Origin of the sequence: Clostridium omnivorum (genome assembly GCF_026012015.1) — a bacterium.
Taxonomy (GTDB): domain Bacteria; phylum Bacillota; class Clostridia; order Clostridiales; family Clostridiaceae; genus Clostridium_AX; species Clostridium_AX omnivorum.
Window position 1 is genome coordinate 564917 of sequence record NZ_BRXR01000001.1, and the last position, 21763, is coordinate 586679.

At 32.5% G+C, this 21763-nt stretch carries 16 protein-coding genes; 2 read left to right on the forward strand and 14 right to left on the reverse strand.

Going from position 1 to position 21763, the window contains the following annotated elements; genetic code table 11:
• Positions 1-9: 9 nt before the first annotated feature.
• From hisS to bsdE14_RS02590, 4 genes are all read right to left on the reverse strand, one after another.
• Positions 10-1323, reverse strand: a complete 1314-nt coding sequence (hisS, locus tag bsdE14_RS02575; protein WP_264848376.1) for a histidine--tRNA ligase — start codon at positions 1321-1323, stop codon at positions 10-12.
• A 229-nt stretch (positions 1324-1552) separates the two neighbouring features.
• Entirely contained in the window at positions 1553-2479 is a 927-nt protein-coding gene (locus bsdE14_RS02580; protein WP_264848377.1) for a patatin-like phospholipase family protein, read from the reverse strand.
• A gap of 143 nt (positions 2480-2622) precedes the next feature.
• Positions 2623-3564: an SPFH domain-containing protein gene (locus bsdE14_RS02585; protein WP_264848378.1), complete on the reverse strand. Its 942-nt coding sequence runs from the start codon at positions 3562-3564 to the stop codon at positions 2623-2625.
• Between the two features lie 35 nt (positions 3565-3599).
• Positions 3600-4058 carry an NfeD family protein gene (locus tag bsdE14_RS02590; protein WP_264848379.1) on the reverse strand — a complete coding sequence of 153 codons (459 nt, stop codon included), beginning with the start codon at positions 4056-4058 and terminating at the stop codon, positions 3600-3602.
• A 320-nt stretch (positions 4059-4378) separates the two neighbouring features.
• Here bsdE14_RS02590 and bsdE14_RS02595 point away from each other — a divergent pair, with 320 nt between their 5' ends.
• On the forward strand, positions 4379-6289 hold the full coding sequence (locus bsdE14_RS02595; protein WP_264848380.1) for an NAD(+) synthase: 1911 nt from the start codon (positions 4379-4381) through the stop codon (positions 6287-6289).
• Between the two features lie 67 nt (positions 6290-6356).
• Here bsdE14_RS02595 and bsdE14_RS02600 read toward each other — a convergent pair whose 3' ends face one another.
• The 4 genes from bsdE14_RS02600 to bsdE14_RS02615 all read right to left on the reverse strand — a co-directional run bounded on the left by bsdE14_RS02600 (position 6357) and on the right by bsdE14_RS02615 (position 9407).
• Positions 6357-6782: a YaaR family protein gene (locus tag bsdE14_RS02600; RefSeq protein ID WP_264848381.1), complete on the reverse strand. Its 426-nt coding sequence runs from the start codon at positions 6780-6782 to the stop codon at positions 6357-6359.
• A 142-nt stretch (positions 6783-6924) separates the two neighbouring features.
• A complete protein-coding gene (locus bsdE14_RS02605; RefSeq protein ID WP_264848382.1) occupies positions 6925-8019 on the reverse strand; it encodes a Gfo/Idh/MocA family protein in 1095 nt (364 codons plus the stop codon).
• A gap of 26 nt (positions 8020-8045) precedes the next feature.
• A complete protein-coding gene (locus bsdE14_RS02610; protein ID WP_264848383.1) occupies positions 8046-8918 on the reverse strand; it encodes an SDR family oxidoreductase in 873 nt (290 codons plus the stop codon).
• An 87-nt stretch (positions 8919-9005) separates the two neighbouring features.
• Positions 9006-9407 (reverse strand): hypothetical protein, encoded by a 402-nt coding sequence (locus tag bsdE14_RS02615; protein WP_264848384.1) that lies wholly within the window; start codon positions 9405-9407, stop codon positions 9006-9008.
• A 329-nt stretch (positions 9408-9736) separates the two neighbouring features.
• Here bsdE14_RS02615 and bsdE14_RS02620 point away from each other — a divergent pair, with 329 nt between their 5' ends.
• Positions 9737-12397, forward strand: a complete 2661-nt coding sequence (locus bsdE14_RS02620) for a cation-translocating P-type ATPase (protein ID WP_264848385.1) — start codon at positions 9737-9739, stop codon at positions 12395-12397.
• A 70-nt stretch (positions 12398-12467) separates the two neighbouring features.
• Here bsdE14_RS02620 and bsdE14_RS02625 read toward each other — a convergent pair whose 3' ends face one another.
• From bsdE14_RS02625 to bsdE14_RS02650, 6 genes are all read right to left on the reverse strand, one after another.
• Positions 12468-12965 (reverse strand): GAF domain-containing protein, encoded by a 498-nt coding sequence (locus bsdE14_RS02625; protein ID WP_264848386.1) that lies wholly within the window; start codon positions 12963-12965, stop codon positions 12468-12470.
• A gap of 59 nt (positions 12966-13024) precedes the next feature.
• A complete protein-coding gene (locus tag bsdE14_RS02630; RefSeq protein ID WP_264848387.1) occupies positions 13025-13867 on the reverse strand; it encodes a ComEC/Rec2 family competence protein in 843 nt (280 codons plus the stop codon).
• 241 nt (positions 13868-14108) lie between these two features.
• Positions 14109-19181 (reverse strand): pullulanase X25 domain-containing protein, encoded by a 5073-nt coding sequence (locus bsdE14_RS02635; RefSeq protein ID WP_264848389.1) that lies wholly within the window; start codon positions 19179-19181, stop codon positions 14109-14111.
• A gap of 295 nt (positions 19182-19476) precedes the next feature.
• Complete coding sequence (locus tag bsdE14_RS02640) at positions 19477-20634, reverse strand: MFS transporter (RefSeq protein WP_264848391.1); 1158 nt, start codon at positions 20632-20634, stop codon at positions 19477-19479.
• Between the two features lie 189 nt (positions 20635-20823).
• Entirely contained in the window at positions 20824-21030 is a 207-nt protein-coding gene (locus bsdE14_RS02645; protein WP_264848392.1) for a DUF350 domain-containing protein, read from the reverse strand.
• 57 nt (positions 21031-21087) lie between these two features.
• Entirely contained in the window at positions 21088-21597 is a 510-nt protein-coding gene (locus bsdE14_RS02650) for a gamma carbonic anhydrase family protein (RefSeq protein WP_264848393.1), read from the reverse strand.
• Positions 21598-21763: the final 166 nt, after the last annotated feature.

Genomic DNA, 21763 nt, shown 5'->3' on the forward strand with positions numbered 1-21763 from the left:
ACATTAGGCTTATTTAACTTTATTTATTATCTCATCAACAGACAGCTTGAATTGCTCTCCAACTTTCATGTCCTTAAGAGTAAGTTCATTTGTTTCAATTTCATCACTGCCTATTAATATAACATATGGTATTCCAAGTTTATTCGCATAGTTCAGTTTCTTTTGAAGCTTTCCACCTTCAAGATAAACCTCAGAAGCAACATCGCTTTGTCTAAGTTTATTCGCAACACCTATGGAATATGCAGTATTTTCATCCATTGGAACAACTAACACCTTTGTTAGGGTTGCTGCTATTTCTTCTTTGAAGAAGCCAGCTTCTTTTAGTTGATAGAATAATCTGCTTAAACCTATTGATATACCTACTCCTGGAAGCTTTTGAGTAGTATAATATTCTGCTAGATTATCATATCTTCCCCCTGAACATACTGAACCTATTCCAGGATAATCATTTAAAATAGTTTCGTAAACTGTTCCAGTATAATAGTCAAGACCTCTAGCTATCTTTAGGTCTATAGCAAAATTCTTTTCTGGCACCCCAAATTGTCTTATGTAAGATACAACTTTGGAAAGTTCATCAAGCCCTGCAGCAAATTCCTCATTTTCTATGCCTAACTTTTCAAGGGAGGCTAAGATATCATCATTACTACCTTGAATATTTATAAATTGCTCAATCTTTTCAATAGCTTCATCTTTAAGCCCAACTTCCTTAAGCTCACTCTTTACTGCATCCATTCCAATTTTGTCAAGCTTATCAATTATTCTAAGAACTTCTACCTTGTTTTCTACAGCTAATGAATCAAAAAATCCATTTAATACTTTTCTATTATTTATATGAATAGTAAAAGAATCAAAGCCCAGAGCAGTAAAAGTAGAATATATTATACTTGGAATTTCAGCATCATTTATAACGCTCAATTTGCCATTTCCTATAATATCTATATCACATTGATAGAATTCTCTAAATCTTCCTTTTTGATTTCTCTCGCCTCTAAATACCTTTCCAATTTGATATCTTCTAAATGGAAAAGTAAGCTCTGACATATGCTGAGCTACATATCTTGCAAGTGGTACCGTTAAGTCAAATCTAAGTGATAAATCACTATCTCCTTTATTAAATCTATAAATTTGCTTTTCAGTATCCCCACCACCTTTAGCCAAAAGTACTTCTGACTTTTCTATAGTTGGTGTATCCACTGGTATAAAACCATATTTTTCATAAGTCTTTCTAATTGTGTCCATCATCCTATTAAATATAACCTGATCCCCTGGAAGGAACTCTAAGAATCCTGGCAAGGTAGAAGGCTTTACTATTTGTTTACTCATAATAATTTCCTCCAACTTCTAGTTTAGTGCGTTAAAACAATAACGTTAAAACAATAATATAATCATAAACTATTTAACAGAAAAGTTCCATATTTTTCAGCAAAAATACAAAAAATTTTTTAAATAAAATATGTTGTTTATAAAAACTCTCTATCTTATTATTATCTATTTCCAAAATCCTATTTGCAACCCTTTTTATAAAATTACTAAAGTAATTCTCATACCATGGTTATATTTTACTAATTGCTCCATGCATTTTTACATAAGTTTCAAAGCTGAAACTATCTAAAAACTTTCTAGCTGAGTTGTATCCGGAATCATATAGCATTTTAGACTTTTCTTTTGATATATTAAATTCTCTAGTCTTTACATTCATAGTTGGTATAGATACTATTCTCATTAAATCTTTATCTCTTACAAAATAATCTTCTCTTCTATTTACCATAGTATCGATAATATCCGAAGCAAAGGTAATTACATCATTTTCTTTATTGCTATTATTAATATCGTCTTTATTAAGTTTTATTCCGAAAGTTGGCCATCTTGGCATTCCATCCACATCAAAAATCCATACAGGAAAATTGCTTGATACTCCACCATCTACTATATAACTTTTTCCCATACTACTATTCAGTATTACTGGCTTAAAGAAGAATGGAATACTAATACTCATTCTAACTGCCTTTGCTATATCAAATTCCATAGGATCAATACCGTATATGGATAATTCATCAGGTATTATTATCATTTCCTTTCTAGTTACATCAGATGCAATAATTTTCAATCTAGATTTACCATTAAGGCTTACATCCTTAAACTTAGTTCTTCCTTTCCTCTTCAAAAGCTCACTAATCCACTTTTCAATTTTATCGCCGTTATATATGCCATATTGAAAAAGAACACACAGTATATCACCTATAATAGGTATTCTATTTAATATATGTTTATCAAGTAAAGCAGAATAATCCACACTATCAATTATGTTCTTTAGCTCTTTTCCTGAATAACCTGCTGCCAGTAGTGCAGCAACAATAGCTCCTGAAGAAGTACCAGCTAAGTTCATCCACTTATATCCATTGTCCTCTAAACAACTCACGGCACCTATAAGTCCTATACCTTTAACTCCTCCGCCCTCAAATACACCATCAGCGTACATTAATCTTCACCTCTATTTTTACTATCTAAATATTATATGAAGAATAATTTCATTTGCTACTTAGGCTCCAATGATATATATAAAGCCGTTCACTTCAGTAGAAATGTACGGCTTTATATTTAAATATTTATATAGTTATATATTTACTTCTTATCCTTAATCATCTCAGCTATAGCTGCTATGCTTCCAAGTGAAGATAATGTTTCATTAGGAAGTATAAGCTTGTTAGCAGGATTCTTTGCCATTTCTTGAAGGGCTTCAACTTGCTTTAAAGCTATTACAGTTTCATTAGTTCCAGAATCAATTATTGCCTTGTTAACCTTATTGATTGCTTCAGCTTGAGCTGTTGCTATAGCTTCAATAGCCTTTGCTTTACCTTCTGCTTCAAGCAATTGGGATTCCTTTAAACCTTCAGCTCTTCTAATATTAGCTTCCTTTTCAGCTTCTGCTTGAAGAATTTTAGCCTGCTTTTCACCTTCGGCTCTAGTCATATCACTCTGCTTTTGTCCTTCAGCTTGTAAAATTACTGCTCTCTTATCTCTTTCTGCTCTCATCTGTTTTTCCATTGCCTGTTGAATTTCAGCTGGTGGAATTATATTTTTGATTTCTACAGAAAGAATTTTAATTCCATATGCATCTGTAATTTCATCAACTACATTTAAAAGTTCTGAGTTTATTTTGTCTCTGCCTGATAAAACTTCATCAAGTGACATGTTACCAACAATATTTCTCATATTTGTTATAGTTGAATATACTATACCTGACTTATAGCTTTCAATATTATAAACTGCATCTCTTGAATTCATAACTTTATAGAATATAACATTGTCAATTGAAATCTTAACATTGTCTTTAGTGATAACACTTTGAGGCTCAATATCTAATATCTGCTGCTTAGTAGAAACCTTTCTTCTTACAAAGTCTATAAAAGGTATTACAAAGTGCCAGCCTGGTTCTAATACTCTATGGAACTGACCTAATCTTTCAACTACATAAATTGATCCTGTATTAACTATTTTAATAGATGTTAATACGCCTAAAAGTACTATAAAAAGTATAACTAAGCCTAATATTTTTAAACCCATTTCCCATACCTCCAAAATAATATTAATAAATTCTATTATTGCTCATTTGAATTGTTCTCTAATTGTATTTCATCAGTTTTTTTCACTACAATTTTATTTCCTTCTATACCAACAATTCTCACTCTATCTCCTTTTTTAATAGGTGAACCAGAGTTTTTAACAGTCCAGTATATTCCGTCAATTTTAATTGATGCTTTTTCCATAACATCTTCATCAACACTAAGTTCTCTTCCAATGTAGCTTTCTTCCATTGTAGCGGTTTTCTTAATACTACCTTTCAATGCGTTTTTTGTAAGTGGATAACCTATTGCCATTGAAATTGCACTTACAGCAATAAAGGTTATAAGCTGAACCGTAAAGGAAGCTTGTAATATCAAAGCAATTATTGCAGCTATGCCCCCAACTGTAAACCACACAAATAAAAAGGCACTGGTAGCTATATCAATAACTAAAGCTACTACTGAAATTATTATCCACAAAAATAAATAGCCCATAAATCCCCCTCCCTTCACCACTAATTATATAACATTCTTTAGTAATTTAGTAGTAAAGTAACATATATTGATATAATTACTTTTAAGCTATATCTTGTTTTGTACCCTATGAATATATATTACATTCTTTTTCCTATATATTAAAGTTTAATTTATCATTATATGAGTTAATTTATAACACTTATCATTGAATTTTATACCATACTTCATTTTATCTTAGAATTTCTATTGTTTTCTTTTAATCTCATAACTCAAGTGTTATAATAAATACGAAATATTATCAAATTATAATATATTACTACCGAACTGGAGTGATTATAATGAATTTAATTAGAGTAGCAGCTGCATGCCCAGTAACTAATGTGGCTGACATATGTTTTAATGTGGAAAATATAAAAAAATGTATTGATAAAAGTATAGATGAACAATCCAAGCTAGTGGTTTTCCCTGAACTATGTATAACTTCCTATACTTGTGCTGATTTATTCCTTCATGAGCAGCTCATTGAAGGTTCAATTGAAGCACTAGAACATTTATGCAATTATACTAAAAATAAAGATATTCTAGTTGCCGTTGGTGCTCCTCTGCACCTTAATAATTGCCTTTATAATTGCGCATTTATACTATTCAATGGAAAAATACTTGGTATAGTTCCAAAGAGTTATATCCCTAACTATACCGAATTTTATGAAAAAAGATGGTTTACTAGTGGAATAAATATAATTGACTCCACTGTAGATTTATCTTTTCAAAGTGAAATTCCATTTGGAACAAACTTAATTTTTACCTCTGGAGTTTTTAAATTTGGTTTTGAAGTATGCGAGGACCTTTGGGTAACTATACCTCCAAGCAGCTACTTAAGCCTTATGGGAGCTAATATAATTGGGAATCTTTCTGCCTCTAATGAGGTAGTTAGTAAAGCTGATTATAGAAAAAGCCTTGTGGAATCTCAAAGTGCAAGGTGTATGAGTTCCTATATATATGCATCCTCAGGAGTATTTGAATCCTCTACAGATTTAGTTTTCAGCGGTCATCTGCTCATTGGTGAAAATGGTGGTATATTAACAGAAAATAATAGATTCCAGCGAGAAAATGAAGTTCTCACTTACATAATTGATATTGATAAGCTAAATAGTGAACGACTTAGAAATGTTAGCTTTAGAGAAAGTGTCACTCTTTGTCCTCATAAAGCTAAAATTATAAACTTTAGCTTTTGTAATAGTTCTTTTGGAACCTTTGATAGGTATGTAGCTAAACACCCTTTTGTACCTTCTGGAGAAAAACAAAGGGAAGAACGCTGCAAGGAAATCTTTAATATACAAACTTCTGCACTTGCTAAAAGGCTGGTACATACTGGAGCAAAAAAGGCTGTAATTGGTATTTCCGGCGGACTTGATTCCACTTTAGCATTGCTAGTTGTAGTTAAAACCTTTGATATGCTTAACATACCAAGAGAGAACATAATAACAGTAACAATGCCTGGCTTTGGAACTACAGATAGAACCTATACAAATGCAGTAAGCTTATGTAAAAATCTACACACTGATTTTAGAGAAGTAAATATTGTCGCAGCCTGCCTGCAGCATTTTAAAGATATTAATCACGATGCTCTTATACATGATGTTACTTATGAAAATGTTCAAGCAAGAGAAAGAACCCAAATACTAATGGATATAGCAAATAAAGAAGGTGGGCTATCAATAGGTACAGGTGACTTATCAGAGCTTGCCTTAGGATGGGCTACCTATAACGGGGATCATATGTCTATGTATTCAGTAAATTGCTCTATCCCAAAAACTTTGGTAAGATATCTTGTTAATTACGTAGCAGCTAAAGAAGTAGATGAAGAGACTTCTCATATACTTATAGATATCCTTGACACCCCTGTAAGTCCGGAACTGCTTCCTAAAGATAAAAATGGTGACATAGCTCAAAAAACTGAAGACATAGTAGGGCCATACGAACTTCATGACTTTTTCCTTTATTACTTTATGAGGCAGGGAGCTTCTAATGAAAAAATTCTTTACTTTGCTAAACAAACCTTTAAAGATGATTATGATGATGCTACTATAGAAAAATGGTTTGATAAGTTTGTAAGAAGATTCTTCACTCAACAATTTAAACGTTCAGCATTGCCTGATGGACCTAAGGTTGGTACAGTGAGTGTATCTCCAAGAGGAGATTTAAGAATGCCATCCGATGCCAGCTATAGAACATGGATAAATAATTAAAAGAAATTAATTCACAAAAATTATAAGTAAAAAATCCTCTTGTGCTTATTAATCACAAGAGGATTTTTTACTTATAAATATCAACAACCAAGCCTGAGATTTCATCAATTGTAGCAGCAACTTTCAAGTTGTCCTTCTCCTCAGAGAGCAGCATATCGGTAAGTTCCCTTAACTTATCATCTATAACATCCACTGTCATAAAATATTGAGTCTGCCAAAAACTTATATCTTTTTTTACATCATACATATGTTCAAGCACGGATTTTAAATATTCTCTTATCATATTTTTATACGCATGCACATCTGAATAGCATTTTGTTACAGCAAGCCTATTGCCTTTTTTCTTAATGTCCTCAAGCATCATTTTGAGTTGTTCTTCATTTTTCTTATTTTTTGCAAAGCTGAAGCTTTGAGAAAATTCCTTTTTAGATGTTATGGCCTTCTTATCCTCAGTAGTAACTGGAGTACTTCCTTTAATTCTAGATATCTCCATTAACTCACCCCCAGTACAAAATACTAATTATCCATAAAATATTAATTTTGAAACCTAATAAATCTTATACTTATTATATCGAAAAATAAATAAAATATATACCTTTTTATAAAAAATACCGTGTTTCCACGGTATTGATATACTATATACTATCCACTTCTATAGCTTTATTTGCTGCTGCAGCTTTATAACATGCTTCCACCACTCTTTGTGCCCTTAGTGCATCTTCGAAGGTTGGCATCAATGGATTTTTTTCGTAATCTGCTACAAAATTTGCAAAATTAATCAGACTTGAGGTATGGCAATCTTGAAGAAATCCCAAAGAAGTTTTCTCTCCTGGGTAGTATTTCATTAAATGAGGCATGCTGCTTGCATTCTTTATCTTAGTGCTACCATTTTCAAAATCATATACCTGAATACTGTATGGCTTATGGGATGAAAATCTTATACTCCCTTTGCTGCCATATATTTTAAAAGCAGTCTCTTCTTCAGCCTCTGCAAATATTCTTGATACTTCTAAACTTCCTGTTATCTCATTTTTAAGTTTAAAATCACAGCTTGCTATTTCATCAACCTTAGTTCTATCTTGGAAAAAAATTTTAGCAGCACAATTTACAGTTTCTATCTCCCCTAAAGTATATTCAATCATATCTACCAAGTGTATTCCTAAATCCAGCAGAGCCCCTCCCCCAGATTCTTCAAGAGTTCTCCATGCCCCTTTTTTCTTTGGACTTAAATAACTCTTGTGATAGAGGGTCACTTTAAAATCTATTATTTGTCCTATTGTTCCATCTTCTATTTCCTCTTTAAGCATTCTCAATGCTGGTAAATATCTATAAATTAGTGCTGTAGCATTTTTAATCCCGCTGCAGCTTACATTTGTTGTCATTGCCAAAGCTTTTTCATAGCTAGAGGTAAGAGGCTTTTCACAATAAATTGGCTTGCTATATAATAATGCTTTCATTGTAATTTCTTCATGAGAATCATTTGGAGTACAAATATCAATAAAGTCTATATCCCTATTTTCTAATACCTCATTAATACTTAAGGAATTAATAACACCCTTTGGTACTGATTCGAGTTTTTTTCTTGTAACAATGCTATGTAAATTTAAATTATAGGGAAGGTTAAAATTTAAATTTGCAATATATGCAGCTAAGGCATGTGTCCTTGCTATGCCGCCAAAACCCACTATTGCAAAATTAATTTGTTTTTTAGTACCCATATCTAAATTCATACTTATGTATACCCCCTAATACAGTTTTATCCAATGTTATAATTAAAATCTTTTATGCACTTTTCTATTGCTTCTGAAGTCTCCATAAATTCAATACCAACACTTTTAAATTTTGAATTATCTATTCTTAAATCTCTAGGCTTATCTTTATATCTATCTTCATCCTTTATAATAATTTCATCAATTTTATAACCAAGGCCCATTTTGTCAAGAACTAAGCAGCCAGCCTCATAAGTACTCATATCATTTTCACTGCCTGTATTATATATTCCATATGGAACATCTAAAACAGCTTCAATATTCCTCAAAACATCATATACATAGGTCATACCTCTAAATTCATTACCTGGAAGTCTAAGGCTTTTTCCTTTAAGAGCAGCAGAAATTATATTCCATACTATATTGGAATTTACCTTGCAGCCTCTTTCAGGAAGCCCAAACATCCAAGTTAATCTCATAACCCAAGCTTCTTCTATAATACTCAGAAGTTCCTTTTCTGCTGTAAGTTTGTGCTTTCCATAAACAGTATCAGGCTTTGGAAGGTTTTTATCTTCACTATAAGGCCCTCTCTCTATATTTCCATTATAAAGCTGCTCAGTACTCAAATGTATAAGCTTAGCCTTAATAGAACTACAAGCTTTAGCAATATTTTTAGTTCCCAAAACATTTATATCATAAGATAGCTCTGGATTATCTTCACACTTTTTGGTATCTGCCACAGCTGCTGTGTGGATAACTAAATCTGGTTTGTGGAAATTTAATAGTTCTAAAGCTCTATTTTCATCTCTTATGTCTAGGTCTGCTCTTCTTAAGGGAATTATCTCATATTTACTTTTATAAAATTCATAAAATCTTGAAGCAAAAAAACCATCTGCTCCAGTTAATAATACTTTTTTCATCATATCCTCCTCATTGGTTACATTATAAACACTTAGCTATTAAATTAGTTTAAGTTTCTAAAAAATATTTATATACATTATATCACATTATTCTATGCGATTGACTTCCTCACATATCTTGTTAAAAATCATTTCCCTCTCAGCCTTTATTTTAACTTGTTCTCCAACATTCGGAATAGCTCTGATTTTTTCTGCTCCAGATTGCGGCTTATCATACATTTCTTCATAATCTCCACCATATTTCATATTTATATATTCAATTGAGGAATAGTAAATTACTGCAAACAAAAAAACTGTTAATACAATAGCTCCAAATATTTTTACAGTATGTCCTATTAGTGCTTTTAGTTTGCAGTCTAAAGCGCTTGTATACTGAAATTTATTTATTTTTTTTAACTCTGTTGTCTTTTGCATTAAGCTCTTATACTTAGGAACTTCAACACAATAGGATACATCATTAACATTTATTTTCTTTTCAAAACTACTCAATTTCTCATCCCCTATACACTAAAATCTTTTATATGCTTGCAATCTAATATATGAATATATATTTCTAGATATACATAACTTTAATTGATGAAAAATAAATAAGAACACTTGTTATTTCAAAAATAATATGGTATAATTTATTACATAAAGGGGAGTAGCAAAGCATATAAGCTTCTAGTTGTTCGTCAGTACGGCTTTATGCCCGGGCAATTAGCTCTTGAGGAGTTTGCAAGACCTTTGTTCTATTTTGTATAGAGCAAAGGTCTTTTTTGCATACTTTTTTATGAATGGAAATTATTTAATAAAATTTTATTGGAGAGGTGAAGTAAATGTGGTTCAAAAAAAATTCTGAAGAATTACTCAAAGAGTTTTCAGTTAACCCACAAAACGGTCTTTCCTCAGCGGAAGCAAAAGAAAGATTATCAAAGTATGGAGAAAATAAGCTTGCTACAAAAAAAGGCAAAACCTTATTTCAATTATTTCTTGCTCAGCTAAATGATGTTATGATTTATATTCTTTTAGCAGCAGCCATAGTTTCAGGCTTTGTAGGTGAAATAAGTGATGCTATTATTATTGCAGTGGTAATTTTAATAAATGCAGTAGTAGGAGTTATTCAAGAATCAAAAGCAGAAAAAGCTCTAGAAGCTTTAAAAAAGCTTTCAACTCCAAAGGCTGTTGTAAAGAGAGATGGAGAACTTTTAGAAATTCCTTCAGAAGAAGTTGTACCCGGCGACATTGTAGTAATCGATGCGGGTAGATATGTTCCTTGTGATTTAAGACTTGTAGAAACTGCCAACCTAAAAATTGAAGAATCAGCTCTTACTGGAGAGTCAGTGCCTGTAGACAAGGATGCACAATTAGTGCTTAATGAAGATAATACACCACTAGGTGATCAAAAAAACATGGCCTTTATGTCTACACTGGCTACTTATGGAAGAGGTATTGGAGTAGCAATAGGTACTGGTATGAATACTGAAATTGGTAAAATAGCCAAGATGCTTGATGAAGGAGAGGTTGAACAAACACCACTTCAAAAGAAGCTTGCTCAGCTTGGTAAGGTGCTTGGCTTTGCAGCCTTAGGTATCTGTGCTGTGATGTTCGTTGTTGCTGTTATTCAAAAGAGAGACTTATTTGAAATGTTTTTAACTGCCATAAGCCTTGCAGTAGCAGCTATACCAGAAGGACTTCCTGCTATAGTAACTATTGTACTTGCCATGGGAGTTCAAAAGATGATAAAAGAAAATGCTATAGTTCGAAAACTCCCAGCAGTTGAAACTTTAGGTTCAGTAAATGTTATTTGCTCTGATAAGACAGGAACTCTTACTCAAAATAAAATGACTGTTACAAAGTTTTATTGTGATAACGCATATGGTGATATAAGTTCCTTAAATATTGAAGAACCTGAGCATAAATTACTTATTGAATGCTTAGTTCTTTGTAATGATGCTACTTACTCAGAAGCTTCAAAAACTGGAGATCCAACTGAAATAGCTTTACTTGAAGCTGGTGTTAAGTACAATATATTCAAGGATGAGCTTCAGACTAAACATCGTAGAGTTGATGAAATTCCTTTTGATTCAGACAGGAAGCTAATGACTACCGTTAATACTTATGGTGACCATTGTTATGTCTTAACAAAGGGTGCTATCGATAATCTTCTTAAGATAACTAAAAGTGCATATATAAATGGAGAATTAGTTCCATTAACAGATCAAATTAAAGCTGAAATAATGAATGCCTCAAACTCCATGTCGGATGATGCATTAAGAGTATTAGGAGCAGCTTATAAGCAAATATCTAGTCAACATATTGAAATAGATTCCCTTGAACAAGATCTCGTATTTGTAGGTCTTGTGGGTATGATAGACCCTCCAAGGTTAGAAGTTAAGGACTCCATTGCAGAATGCAAAAAATCAGGAATTAAAACAATAATGATAACTGGCGACCATAAGAACACAGCTTTTGCTATAGCAAAAGAACTAGGTATAGCCTCAGATATGTGTGAAACTATCTCAGGAGTGGAACTTAATGAATTATCTCAAGAGGAGCTAAATAAAAAAGTTAATAATCTAAGAGTATTTGCAAGAGTTTCTCCAGAACACAAGGTTAAAATTGTTAAAGCCTTTAAAGCTAATGGAAATATCGTTTCTATGACTGGTGACGGTGTAAATGATGCTCCATCTTTAAAAGCTGCTGATATTGGCGTTGCTATGGGAATAACAGGTACTGATGTTGCTAAAGGTGCCTCTGATATGGTTTTAACAGATGATAACTTTTCAACTATTGTCTCAGCTATAAAAGAAGGAAGAAACATATACAATAACATTAAAAAGGCAATAATTTTCCTTTTATCCTGCAATACTGGTGAGATTATCTCCTTATTCTTTGCAATATTATTGGGCTGGGCAACACCATTAAAACCTATCCATATTTTATGGGTCAATCTTATTACTGATACATTGCCTGCTTTAGCCTTAGGAGCAGACCCTGGAGATCCTGATGTAATGAAAGAAAAGCCTCGTAATCCTAAGCACAGTCTCTTTGCAGAAGGAGCTGGTGTAAGCTTAATATTGAATGGTATTTTAATAGGTGTGTTAACACTCACTGCCTTTGTAATTGGGGCAAGAGTGTATACTGGAACTACATCATTATTCCCAATCTTCCCAGAAAATATTTCAGAAGCTGCATTAACTCATGCGCAAACTATGGCTTTTGTAGTATTAAGTGTGTCTCAGCTAATTCACGCTCTTAATATGAGACATAGTACAAAATCAATTTTCCAGGTAGGTCTATTTACAAACAAATACCTGATTGGAGCTATAATCATAGGTATATTCCTTCAGGACATAGTAATTACTGTACCTTTCCTAGCTTCAGTATTTAAGGTATTTGATCTTGGATTAAGGGATTGGGGTTTTGTAGGCTTATTGTCCATAGTTCCATTAATAGTTAATGAAATAGTAAAAGTCTTTAAAAGAAGTAAGAAGTAAGAAGTAAAGACGGAATTTCGCCTAAAGCAAAATTCCGTCTTTTTCACTATTCACTATTACCTTTTATCTTTTATATTTCATTCCATGTGATATACTTTATAAGCTTTTCTACAAACTTCACTAAATACTTTTCCTCAAGTTCAGTAAATCTATTTAGCTCTGGACTATCGATATCAAGAACTGCACACACCCTATCATCAACTATTATTGGTACTACAATTTCTGAATTGGATGCTGAGTCGCAAGCAATATGGCCAGGAAAATCATGAACATTTTCTATCCTTTGAACCTTTTTTTCTGCTGCAGCGGTACCACATACACCTTTACCAAATTCAATTCTATTGCATGCAGGAAGCCCTTGGAAAGGTCCCAAAATCAACACTCCATCTCTGTTTATATAAAATCCAGCCCAATTTAATCTATCCATTGCTGCATTAATTATTGCACTAGCATTGCAAAGATTTGCGAGAGAATCCTTTTCAGAGCTCAATTGTCCTTCTAACAAGATTAACATATATTTATATTTTTCTTCAGTTGTCATCTTCTTAAGTACATCTAATTTAAACATATTTACCCCCACTTAATTTATAGAATTAATATACTAAAGCTTTAAAATGATTTGCATTTTCATTTTATCACTTTATGGCTATTAATTTCAATTCCTTTTATATTACTATTATCATTAATTGAACTGCGCTTTATCGTGATATTTCCTTGCTTATCAGTTCTAAATATTACAGTCCCCTGTTTTGCAATTCTGCTTAATATTTCCTTGCTTGGACTTTCGCCTCCATTACAAGTAATAATCGCAACCCTTGGTTTTACTTGTTTTATAAATGCATCACTAGTACTTGTATCTAAACCATGATGACCAATTTTTATAACATCATACCTTGATAGATTATTTGATTTTATAAGTTCCTTTTCTCTTCTCTCTTCTGTATCTCCCATAAAAATATACTTTAAACCACCAATGCTTCCTTCTAAAATAATTGAGTTATTATTTTCTATTTTTTTATCTTCTTTTTCAGGCAACAAAGCCTTTATTTCAATATCGCCATTTTCTATTTTATAGTCTTTGTCTATATAATCAATTTTTATATTTAAGCCCTTTAAACCATCTAAGATTTGTTTTTTCAATTCATTTGTGTGTTTTGGAAGTATAACTCTATTTACATTAATGCTGAGCAAAATTTTTTTAAGTCCCCCATAATGATCATCATGATAATGGGTAATTATAATGTCTTCAATATTCTTTACTCCAATGGAATTTAAATAGTTAATTGATTTTTCTGCAGCTTCACTAGCTCCAGTATCAATTAGATAATTTTTATTTAACCCTTTAATCAAAATACAATCGCTTTGCCCAGTATCTAAAAAATGTACTTCACTGCCTATTTCAGCTGCAGCCGTATTAAAAAAGAAAAATAGAAATATGAATATTAGCACACCTGATACTTTTTTCAACATAATATACCTCCATTCACTGGTCATACTCAGCAACCTAGCCCTGCCAGCTGTTGCCGATGGATGTGTTGGTTAACTTAGTACTTTTACCTCTTCATTTAGTTTTTTTTCTCTTATATTTATTGATAATATTTTCTACTATTTTCACCATTATATTACTGGTAAAACTATGAAAATCAATACAAAAATTAGCTGTAAACCTGCACGAAAAAGCGAGCCTAAATAGACTCGCTTTTAATAAATATTAAGCTTTCTTTCTTCTAGAAGTAAAGGCTCCAGCTGCTATAAGAAGTGTACCTATATACATAAAGTCATTGAATGGTACCCCACCTGTCTTTGGAAGTTCTGTTTCTGTTACAAAATAATCACTGCAGTGGTCAAGTAAAAATTCTACATAGCCATTTTCATCAACCTTAACCTGATTTTGTCCTGATACATTTTCATAAGTATTTTTATCTTTGAAATATCTTCTTAATGTAACAGTTTTTCCTGCCCAATCCTTTCCTAGGAACATTTTAATCTTTGCAGTACCTGGAAGTGGGCCCTCATGATTAAAGGAGAAAACAAATACTTTTTCATCTTTGCCAGTAGCAGCTTTAACTTTTGCAGCTATCTTATCCTTTAAATCCTTTGAAACCTCTTTTAAGGACAAATCCATATCCATTGAAGTACTTATATCCTTACCGTTAAAGGTCCAACTGATGTCGCCAGCATTAAAGGTAATTTCCTTATTCATTCCTTTTATAGCTTCAAAAATGGATTTATCTACTTTTGTATTATCTTTTGCTTCTACCACAACTTTGGTTATATTATTATCTTTAATTGCTTTATTAACATCTTCTGTATTATTAACTACTTGCGTAGTATTATTAACAGGAGCTGTTGGATTTTGTGGCTGAGTTGGCTCCGGCTTTTGAGGCTCTGGCCCATTCGGTTCCTCAGGTTTCAGAGCTTCAGTTACCTTTAAAGTACAGCTTGCTTTAAAGGCCCCATCTAATGTTGTAGCAGTTATTACTGTTTCACCAGTTGTTAATGCCTTCACAGTTCCGTTTGCATCAATCTCTGCCACTGCTTTATTGCTTGAGGACCACTGTACGTTCTTAAGTGTAGCATTTTCTGGAGCTACTACAGCTTTTAATGTTGTACTATCACCAACTTTTAAGGCTGTTTGTGCACTTTCTAAAGTAACTCCTGTTACTCTAACTTTATCCTTAACTAAATAGCTTGGATCATATGCATCCTTTAAAGCTGAAGCATTAATATTTACTTCCTTGTAGTTAGTTACAAGAATTATACCCGATTGCTTAGGAACATTTACAGTAACTTTTCCAGCATTTACAGTATACTTTTCATTGTTGTTTAAAGCATTGGTCAATACTGTTCCATCAGGAATTTCTTTAACATCAAGCTGTAGTGAAGAAATCTCAGAAGTTTTTCTATTTACAGCTATTACTGCACTATCCTTTGAGTCTTTTCTTACATATGCCATAACATCATCTTTATTGCTATCAGTTATTGTAATTGGTGCTATGTCTCCTGTTCTTAAAACTGAATATGCATTTCTTATGTTTGTAAGCTCTGCATACCACTCAACTAAATCCTTATTTCCTTTGCCCCAATAAGTACCTCTTCTGTCATCAGGATCATCAGCACCTGGCATACCCATTTCATCACCATAATAGATTGTTGGTGCCCCAGGATATGTCATTTGGATAAGAGGTATCAGTTTCATTTTTGCTATAGCCTCTAAAGTAGGCTCCTTTGCAATAGCTCTACCAGTAGTATCGTTTTTCTCAATTCCATCAAAGGTTGATATTGCCCTTTGGGTATCATGTGAATCAACTAAGTTCATCATAGCCTCAAATGCTTCCTTTGGATATTGTTCTCTCATAGCTTCTAATTGATTCATTGCATCAACAGCATTTGTAAGTGTCTTGCTATCAGTAGAAGTTCCCTTTACAAAATAAAGCACTGAATTTCTAAATCTATAATTCATTACTGAATCATACATATCTCCAAGTATATATCTTGAAGCATCAGTCCAAATTTCACCTATTATTGCGTTGTCCCCTTCTTCTTTAACAGCAGTTCTAAAATGCTGCCAAGTTTCATCAGAAACTTCATTTGCAACGTCAAGTCTCCATCCGCTAGAGCCATTATTTAACCAATATCTTGATACCGAATTTTGTCCATCAATTACTTCATCAGCCCAAGTTTTAACTTGATATTCTGATCCATTAAATGCTTGAATAACTGGCATACTATCGTATCCCCACCAGCCTTCATATTCATAGTGAACTGGTACAGCATTTCCATCCTTATCTTTTTCTATTACATTATTTTTAATAATAAACCAATCTTTATAATGAAAATCAGTAATTCCTATGGAATTATAATAAGCTACAGTTTGCTTTTCAGCTTCGTCCTGAGTTATATTCTTTTCCTTCATTAAGTCATAAACTTTTTTCCAGTATTGATATCCGCCTAATGGCTTACCTGCTTGTACAAACTTACCATATCTATCAAAGTATATAGAATCGTCTGAAACATGATTAAATACACCATCAAGGATTATGTGCATTCCCCTCTTCTTAGCTTCATTAGATAAGTTTACAAAATCATCTAACTTACCAAGTAATGGGTCTATAGTTTTATAATCAGTTGTATCATATCTATGGTTTGATATAGACTGACCTACTGGATTGAAATATAATATATTTACTCCTAAGGATTGAAGGTAGTCAAGCTTTTTGTTAACACCGACTAAGTCTCCACCATACATTTCATTGCCCCAGTTTCCATCACCTTTAAAACCAGTATAATCGCTCTTTGGAATTTTATTTCCATTTGCATCTAATTTAAAGGAACCATTTGAATTAGTTTCATATTCAAGTGCTGGGTCCTCTGGTGCTTCATACCATTGTGGAAACTCATAAGGCATATTTCCTCTTGCATATTTTTGATTATAATCATTTGTTAAATCTCCATTGAAGAATCTGTCTGGGAATATTTGATATATAACCCCATTCTTGATCCAGTCTGGAGTTTTGAAGTTTTTATCATATACATTCAAGTCATACTGCTTAACTTTTCCTAGGTCATCTGCTATACCTAAGCCAAAATAACCGTCATCATCTCCATAAGCCTTTACCGTAGAACCATTTGAAACTACAAAGTAGTATTTATTCATTCCTAGCTTTGAGAAGGTATATTTTGCAGTCCACTTATCATTACTTTCGTCAAAACTGCCACTCTTCACCATATCAACAACCTTTGTTCCATCTGGTGTCAATAGAATTAGTTTTGCTTGAGATATATCATCCTTTGCAGCCCTTAAATTAAAGGTAACTTCCTTATCAGTAGGTACTGCTCCATAAGGATCTTTATATTCTAAATCTCTTGAATCAAATCTAATAGCATTTATGTTTATTTCTTTACTAGAAGCGTCATTAAATACTATCTCAGTTACTGGATCATAGCTTATAGTAACACTTTTGCTATCTTCTGTAATATTTATAGTTCCAACTGGCATAGCTTTATTATTAACAACTACTGCTAAATCAGCGTAAGTTCCTTTAACTAAATTAACTGTTGCTCTATAAACTCCTGATAGTGTCTCATCTTTTAAAATGGTATTATCAGGTATGCCTTGTCCTTGAAGCTTTGGCTCAAGGAATTTATAGGATATTGAATCTACTATTGCATGGCTGTCATCTGAATAAATAAATTTAACATCCTGTTTACTTGGAACTATTAAAGGGATGTTTGGTCCATCCTTTTTTCTCTCTGCCCCATAATTTTCTGTCCATGATCCCATAGCTACCTTATATTCATAGCTACCTTGTGGAACATCCTTTATTGTTATACTATACATTCCATTGCCATCATATTTTAAAGTTGTCTTGTCTGAACCCGGTGACCAAGCTGCTTCACCTACAACAGTTTGTATTGTTCCAGCAAGTACGACTTTTCTACCAGTATATTCAGGAAACTCAAGCAATGAATTACCATTTGAAGTTTTTGAATTTACAGGGTCTGTAATCCATTTCCCGTCAACTATAAACTTATATTCATAATTTTTAGCTGCATCACCTAATCTTAAGGTTATGGACCAAACACCATCAGCATTTTTAGTCATAGCCTTTTTGCCAGCTTCCCAGTTTGTCATGCTTCCAGCTAGATATACTGCTGCAGCATCTGCATTCTTATAATTGAAGGTAACTGTACCATTACTATTGATAACAGGACTTTTTAATTCTACAGGCGCTGCCTTTAATCCAAGGGCAGTGGCTACTTCATTTGGATTATTAATAGAATCCTTAAGTGTTTTTGCCTTTTTGTCTAAAACAAATACTACATATTTTCCACCCTCTGGAATAGTAATGTTGACATTACCTGTAGAAGGTATTCCCCCACTATCCCAGCTATAATTTTCAATAGCTTTGTATTCATAGCTGCCTGCTTGGTAAAATCCACTATAAATATATTGGCCTTCTCCATTTATATATGAAAACTCATATCCATGCTTATCTACTGTCCAATCATCTTGCCCACCACGAATTGTTCCTATTAAAGAAGCGTTTCCATTAATGCTAGGGTTGTTTATAGAGTCTGTTGCAAATCCTAAAAGTGGATTAGCTACAAATTTTACATCTGCGCCACCTGCTGGTACAGTACAAGCTATATTTCCACCTGAATTTCCAACTTCTCCATTATCCCATGCATGATTAAATGCTACCTTGTATTCAAAACTTCCAGCATTTAAATGAAAAGTCTTGCTGTAGAATCCACCGCCTATGTAATCCATATCAAAGGCTGCATCAGCAGGATTCCAATTCTTTCCCCCAGTTGCTACAAGATCTAGCGAACCAACAACTGTTGCACTAGCTTTAAATTGAGAAGGATCATTTATTGAATCATATACCTTGCCAGAAATAGCATCAACTCTAAAAATAACCTTTCCTGGCGCAGCAACATTTAATACCTTATTTTCACCATTATTACCTAGGGCTTTTGGGTTATCCCATTGACCATTAAAAGCAACCTTATAGTTGTAACCTTTAGCAACTTTAAAGTCAACTGTTAACTCGTAAATGCCTTTACTGTATTCTTTCATAATAGTGCCAGTATTTTTAGGTTCCCAATTCTTACCTAATCCCTGGTCTTCAACAAAATCACCTACTAAAACAGCCATCATATCTGCTGCTGGAAGATTCGTAGGCTCTTCTGCACTAACTTTTATTCCAAACCTAGGAACAAGAGTTACTAGAAATAGAAAAGTAAGCACTAAGCTTAGAGCTTGTCTAAACTTCTTCAATTTTAAAACCCCCTTAATATATTTGTGCACACGTTTGCGTAAAGCGCAAAAAATAATAGGCTTTAGCCAAATTAATTTATGCAACTTTGTGCAATCGTTTGCAATCCTAACAATTTTATTATATTATATTTCCTCAAATTAATCAATGAGGTTTTTGAAATTTTTTGAAAATTAATCTACATATACTATTATTTGCCTATAGTTCCTAATTAATAATAACCCTGAAATTTATTATAAAAAAACAGCTTCTGCAATAAAAAAACAGAAGCTATATACTGTGAATTAATAATATTAATTACTTATTGAGTTTTTCATATTTCTTAAGAAATGCTGCAGTTATTAAAGCTAAAAAAGCAGCCACAGCCATTAATCTAAATAGTGCAAATACACTAAAATGCTCAAGGAATAAACCACCACCAAAATTTCCGATAAACCCGCCTATTCCACCGCCTATAGCTGCATATAATGTTATAGCTGAAGTTCTTAGTTTGGGCTCACTTATTCTATTTATATACTGCATTGTAGCTGTTAAATATAAGGTAAAAGTTATTCCCTGTAATATTTGCACTGCAATTACTCCTATATAGGAACTACAATAAGAATCTAATAGATATCTAAATATATAAATAATCATACTTATAATGTATAAATTCAAATCACCGTATTTTTTTAATAATTTGTTCCCAAAAAAGAAAACCGGCAATTCGCTCATAGCAACAATAAACCAAAGTAGACCAAGTCTTGAAATATCTCCACCTGTTTTTTCAATAAGTACAGCAATATAACTTCCATTTGCACCCAAAGCAATACTAATAAATACTACAGAGGTTATAAAAATAGTGTAGTTTTTATTTTTTAAAAGATATTTTATGTCAGAAATATCAATTTTATTACTTCCATGCTTACCTTCAAACTTTATTGACCTTATGATAAGTATAACAACAACTGAAACAATAAGATAAGTATAAAAGGCCATATCTATACTGGTTTTCTGAATTGCTATTCCAAGTAGAAGTGAAGTTACAGCATATCCTACTGATCCCATGAGCCTAACTTGTCCATATTGCAGGTTTTTATCTATTTCCATAAAATCGTAACAATAAGCATCAGTCACTGGAGACACAGAACTTTGAAACCATATAAATAAAATAATCAGTGTCATAATCATATAATATTGGGAAGCAAAGATAAAACCAAGAGCTGCAATGCTGCTGGCAGTTAAAGTTATCACGATAGTCTTTCGCTTGCTTAGATATTTATCTGTTAGGTAACCCCATATAGGTTGTGCTGCTACTGATATTATAGAATTAAGTGCAAAACCAATTCCTATTTCGGTGTAGCTCAATCCTTTTCCTTTGAAATATACTGCCAGAAATGGATAATAACAAGCCATAGTACCATATATCATTAAGTAAATAAGTTTTAATTTTAGCCCCGCTTTTTCTTCTCTCATATGTGTTACCTCAACTTAATACAAATCTTCTTTACTTTACCATTATAAAGCATATAGAAGTATATATCTACTACTAGAATAGATAGTAGTGAAGAGGTAAGAGTGAAGAGTGAAAAAAGACGGAATTTTGCCAATGGCAAAATTCCGTCTTTACTTCTTACTTCTTACTTCTTACCTATTCTATATGTTCTATGCCGCCACTACTCTTGAAACTATTATTGCTATTCCTATCAATAGTCCTGCAATTAATATACCTACAGCCATATTTCCCTTTTCAAGTTCTTTATTAAAATCTAATGGTATCATTTTATCAAAGATTAAATATCCCAATGCTAGTATAAGTATTCCAAGCAGACCAAATACAGCACTTAAGCCTAAATTATTTAATACAGTCATGTTATAACCCCCTAAGTAATCTTATTATTATAATTATTTCATAATTATGTAAATTATTCAACAATTTCTTTTATATTTTTCTGCAAGCTCAATATATTTTTCCGATGATTGTTTTAAGGATAACTTTTCTTCTTCAGAAAGTTCTCTTACCACCCTAGCTGGCGTACCTAACGCTAATACTCCTGAAGGTATTTTAGTTCTATATGTAACTACACTGCCTGCTCCAATAATAGAGTAATCCCCTACTTCTGCACCGTCTAATACAATAGCACCCATACCAATAAGGCTATAACTTCCAACCTTACAAGCATGAACAATTGCACCATGTCCTATAGTAACATACTCACCTATCACGGTGGGATATTCACTGCTAATATGAACTGTACAATTATCCTGAATGTTAGTTCCATTGCCAACTGTTATACTTTTTCCATCTGCCCTAATTACAGTTCCAAACCAAATACCGCATTGTTCACCTATGAAAACCTCTCCTATTACATCAGCACTTTCTGCTATAAAAGCACTTTCTGAAATTTCTGGTCTTTTATCTTCAAAATTATATATCATGAATAACCTTCTCCTTTTTAGGTATATTATATCAAAATAAAAAAACTTTTTTAAGCTTCTTTCCTTGAGTGTTCATTGTTTGCCGAACTTTTTACAATTTATCTCTTAATATTAATTCTTGATTTGTTTCACATTTTCTTTTATAATACAACATATGGTATTTTAT

Excerpts from the sequence above, each read along its gene's own strand:
- bsdE14_RS02645 (WP_264848392.1), bottom strand. The coding sequence starts at position 21,030 with ATGACTGTATTAAATAATTTAGGCTTAAGTGCTGTATTTGGTCTGCTT.
- bsdE14_RS02585 (WP_264848378.1), bottom strand. The coding sequence starts at position 3,564 with ATGGGTTTAAAAATATTAGGCTTAGTTATACTTTTTATAGTACTTTTA.
- bsdE14_RS02650 (WP_264848393.1), bottom strand. The coding sequence starts at position 21,597 with ATGATATATAATTTTGAAGATAAAAGACCAGAAATTTCAGAAAGTGCT.
- hisS (WP_264848376.1), bottom strand. The coding sequence starts at position 1,323 with ATGAGTAAACAAATAGTAAAGCCTTCTACCTTGCCAGGATTCTTAGAG.
- bsdE14_RS02580 (WP_264848377.1), bottom strand. The coding sequence starts at position 2,479 with ATGTACGCTGATGGTGTATTTGAGGGCGGAGGAGTTAAAGGTATAGGA.
- bsdE14_RS02610 (WP_264848383.1), bottom strand. The coding sequence starts at position 8,918 with ATGAAAAAAGTATTATTAACTGGAGCAGATGGTTTTTTTGCTTCAAGA.
- bsdE14_RS02630 (WP_264848387.1), bottom strand. The coding sequence starts at position 13,867 with ATGTTGAAAAAAGTATCAGGTGTGCTAATATTCATATTTCTATTTTTC.
- bsdE14_RS02605 (WP_264848382.1), bottom strand. The coding sequence starts at position 8,019 with ATGAATTTAGATATGGGTACTAAAAAACAAATTAATTTTGCAATAGTG.
- bsdE14_RS02590 (WP_264848379.1), bottom strand. The coding sequence starts at position 4,058 with ATGGGCTATTTATTTTTGTGGATAATAATTTCAGTAGTAGCTTTAGTT.
- bsdE14_RS02640 (WP_264848391.1), bottom strand. The coding sequence starts at position 20,634 with ATGAGAGAAGAAAAAGCGGGGCTAAAATTAAAACTTATTTACTTAATG.
- bsdE14_RS02600 (WP_264848381.1), bottom strand. The coding sequence starts at position 6,782 with ATGGAGATATCTAGAATTAAAGGAAGTACTCCAGTTACTACTGAGGAT.
- bsdE14_RS02595 (WP_264848380.1), top strand. The coding sequence starts at position 4,379 with ATGAATTTAATTAGAGTAGCAGCTGCATGCCCAGTAACTAATGTGGCT.
- bsdE14_RS02620 (WP_264848385.1), top strand. The coding sequence starts at position 9,737 with ATGTGGTTCAAAAAAAATTCTGAAGAATTACTCAAAGAGTTTTCAGTT.
- bsdE14_RS02625 (WP_264848386.1), bottom strand. The coding sequence starts at position 12,965 with ATGTTTAAATTAGATGTACTTAAGAAGATGACAACTGAAGAAAAATAT.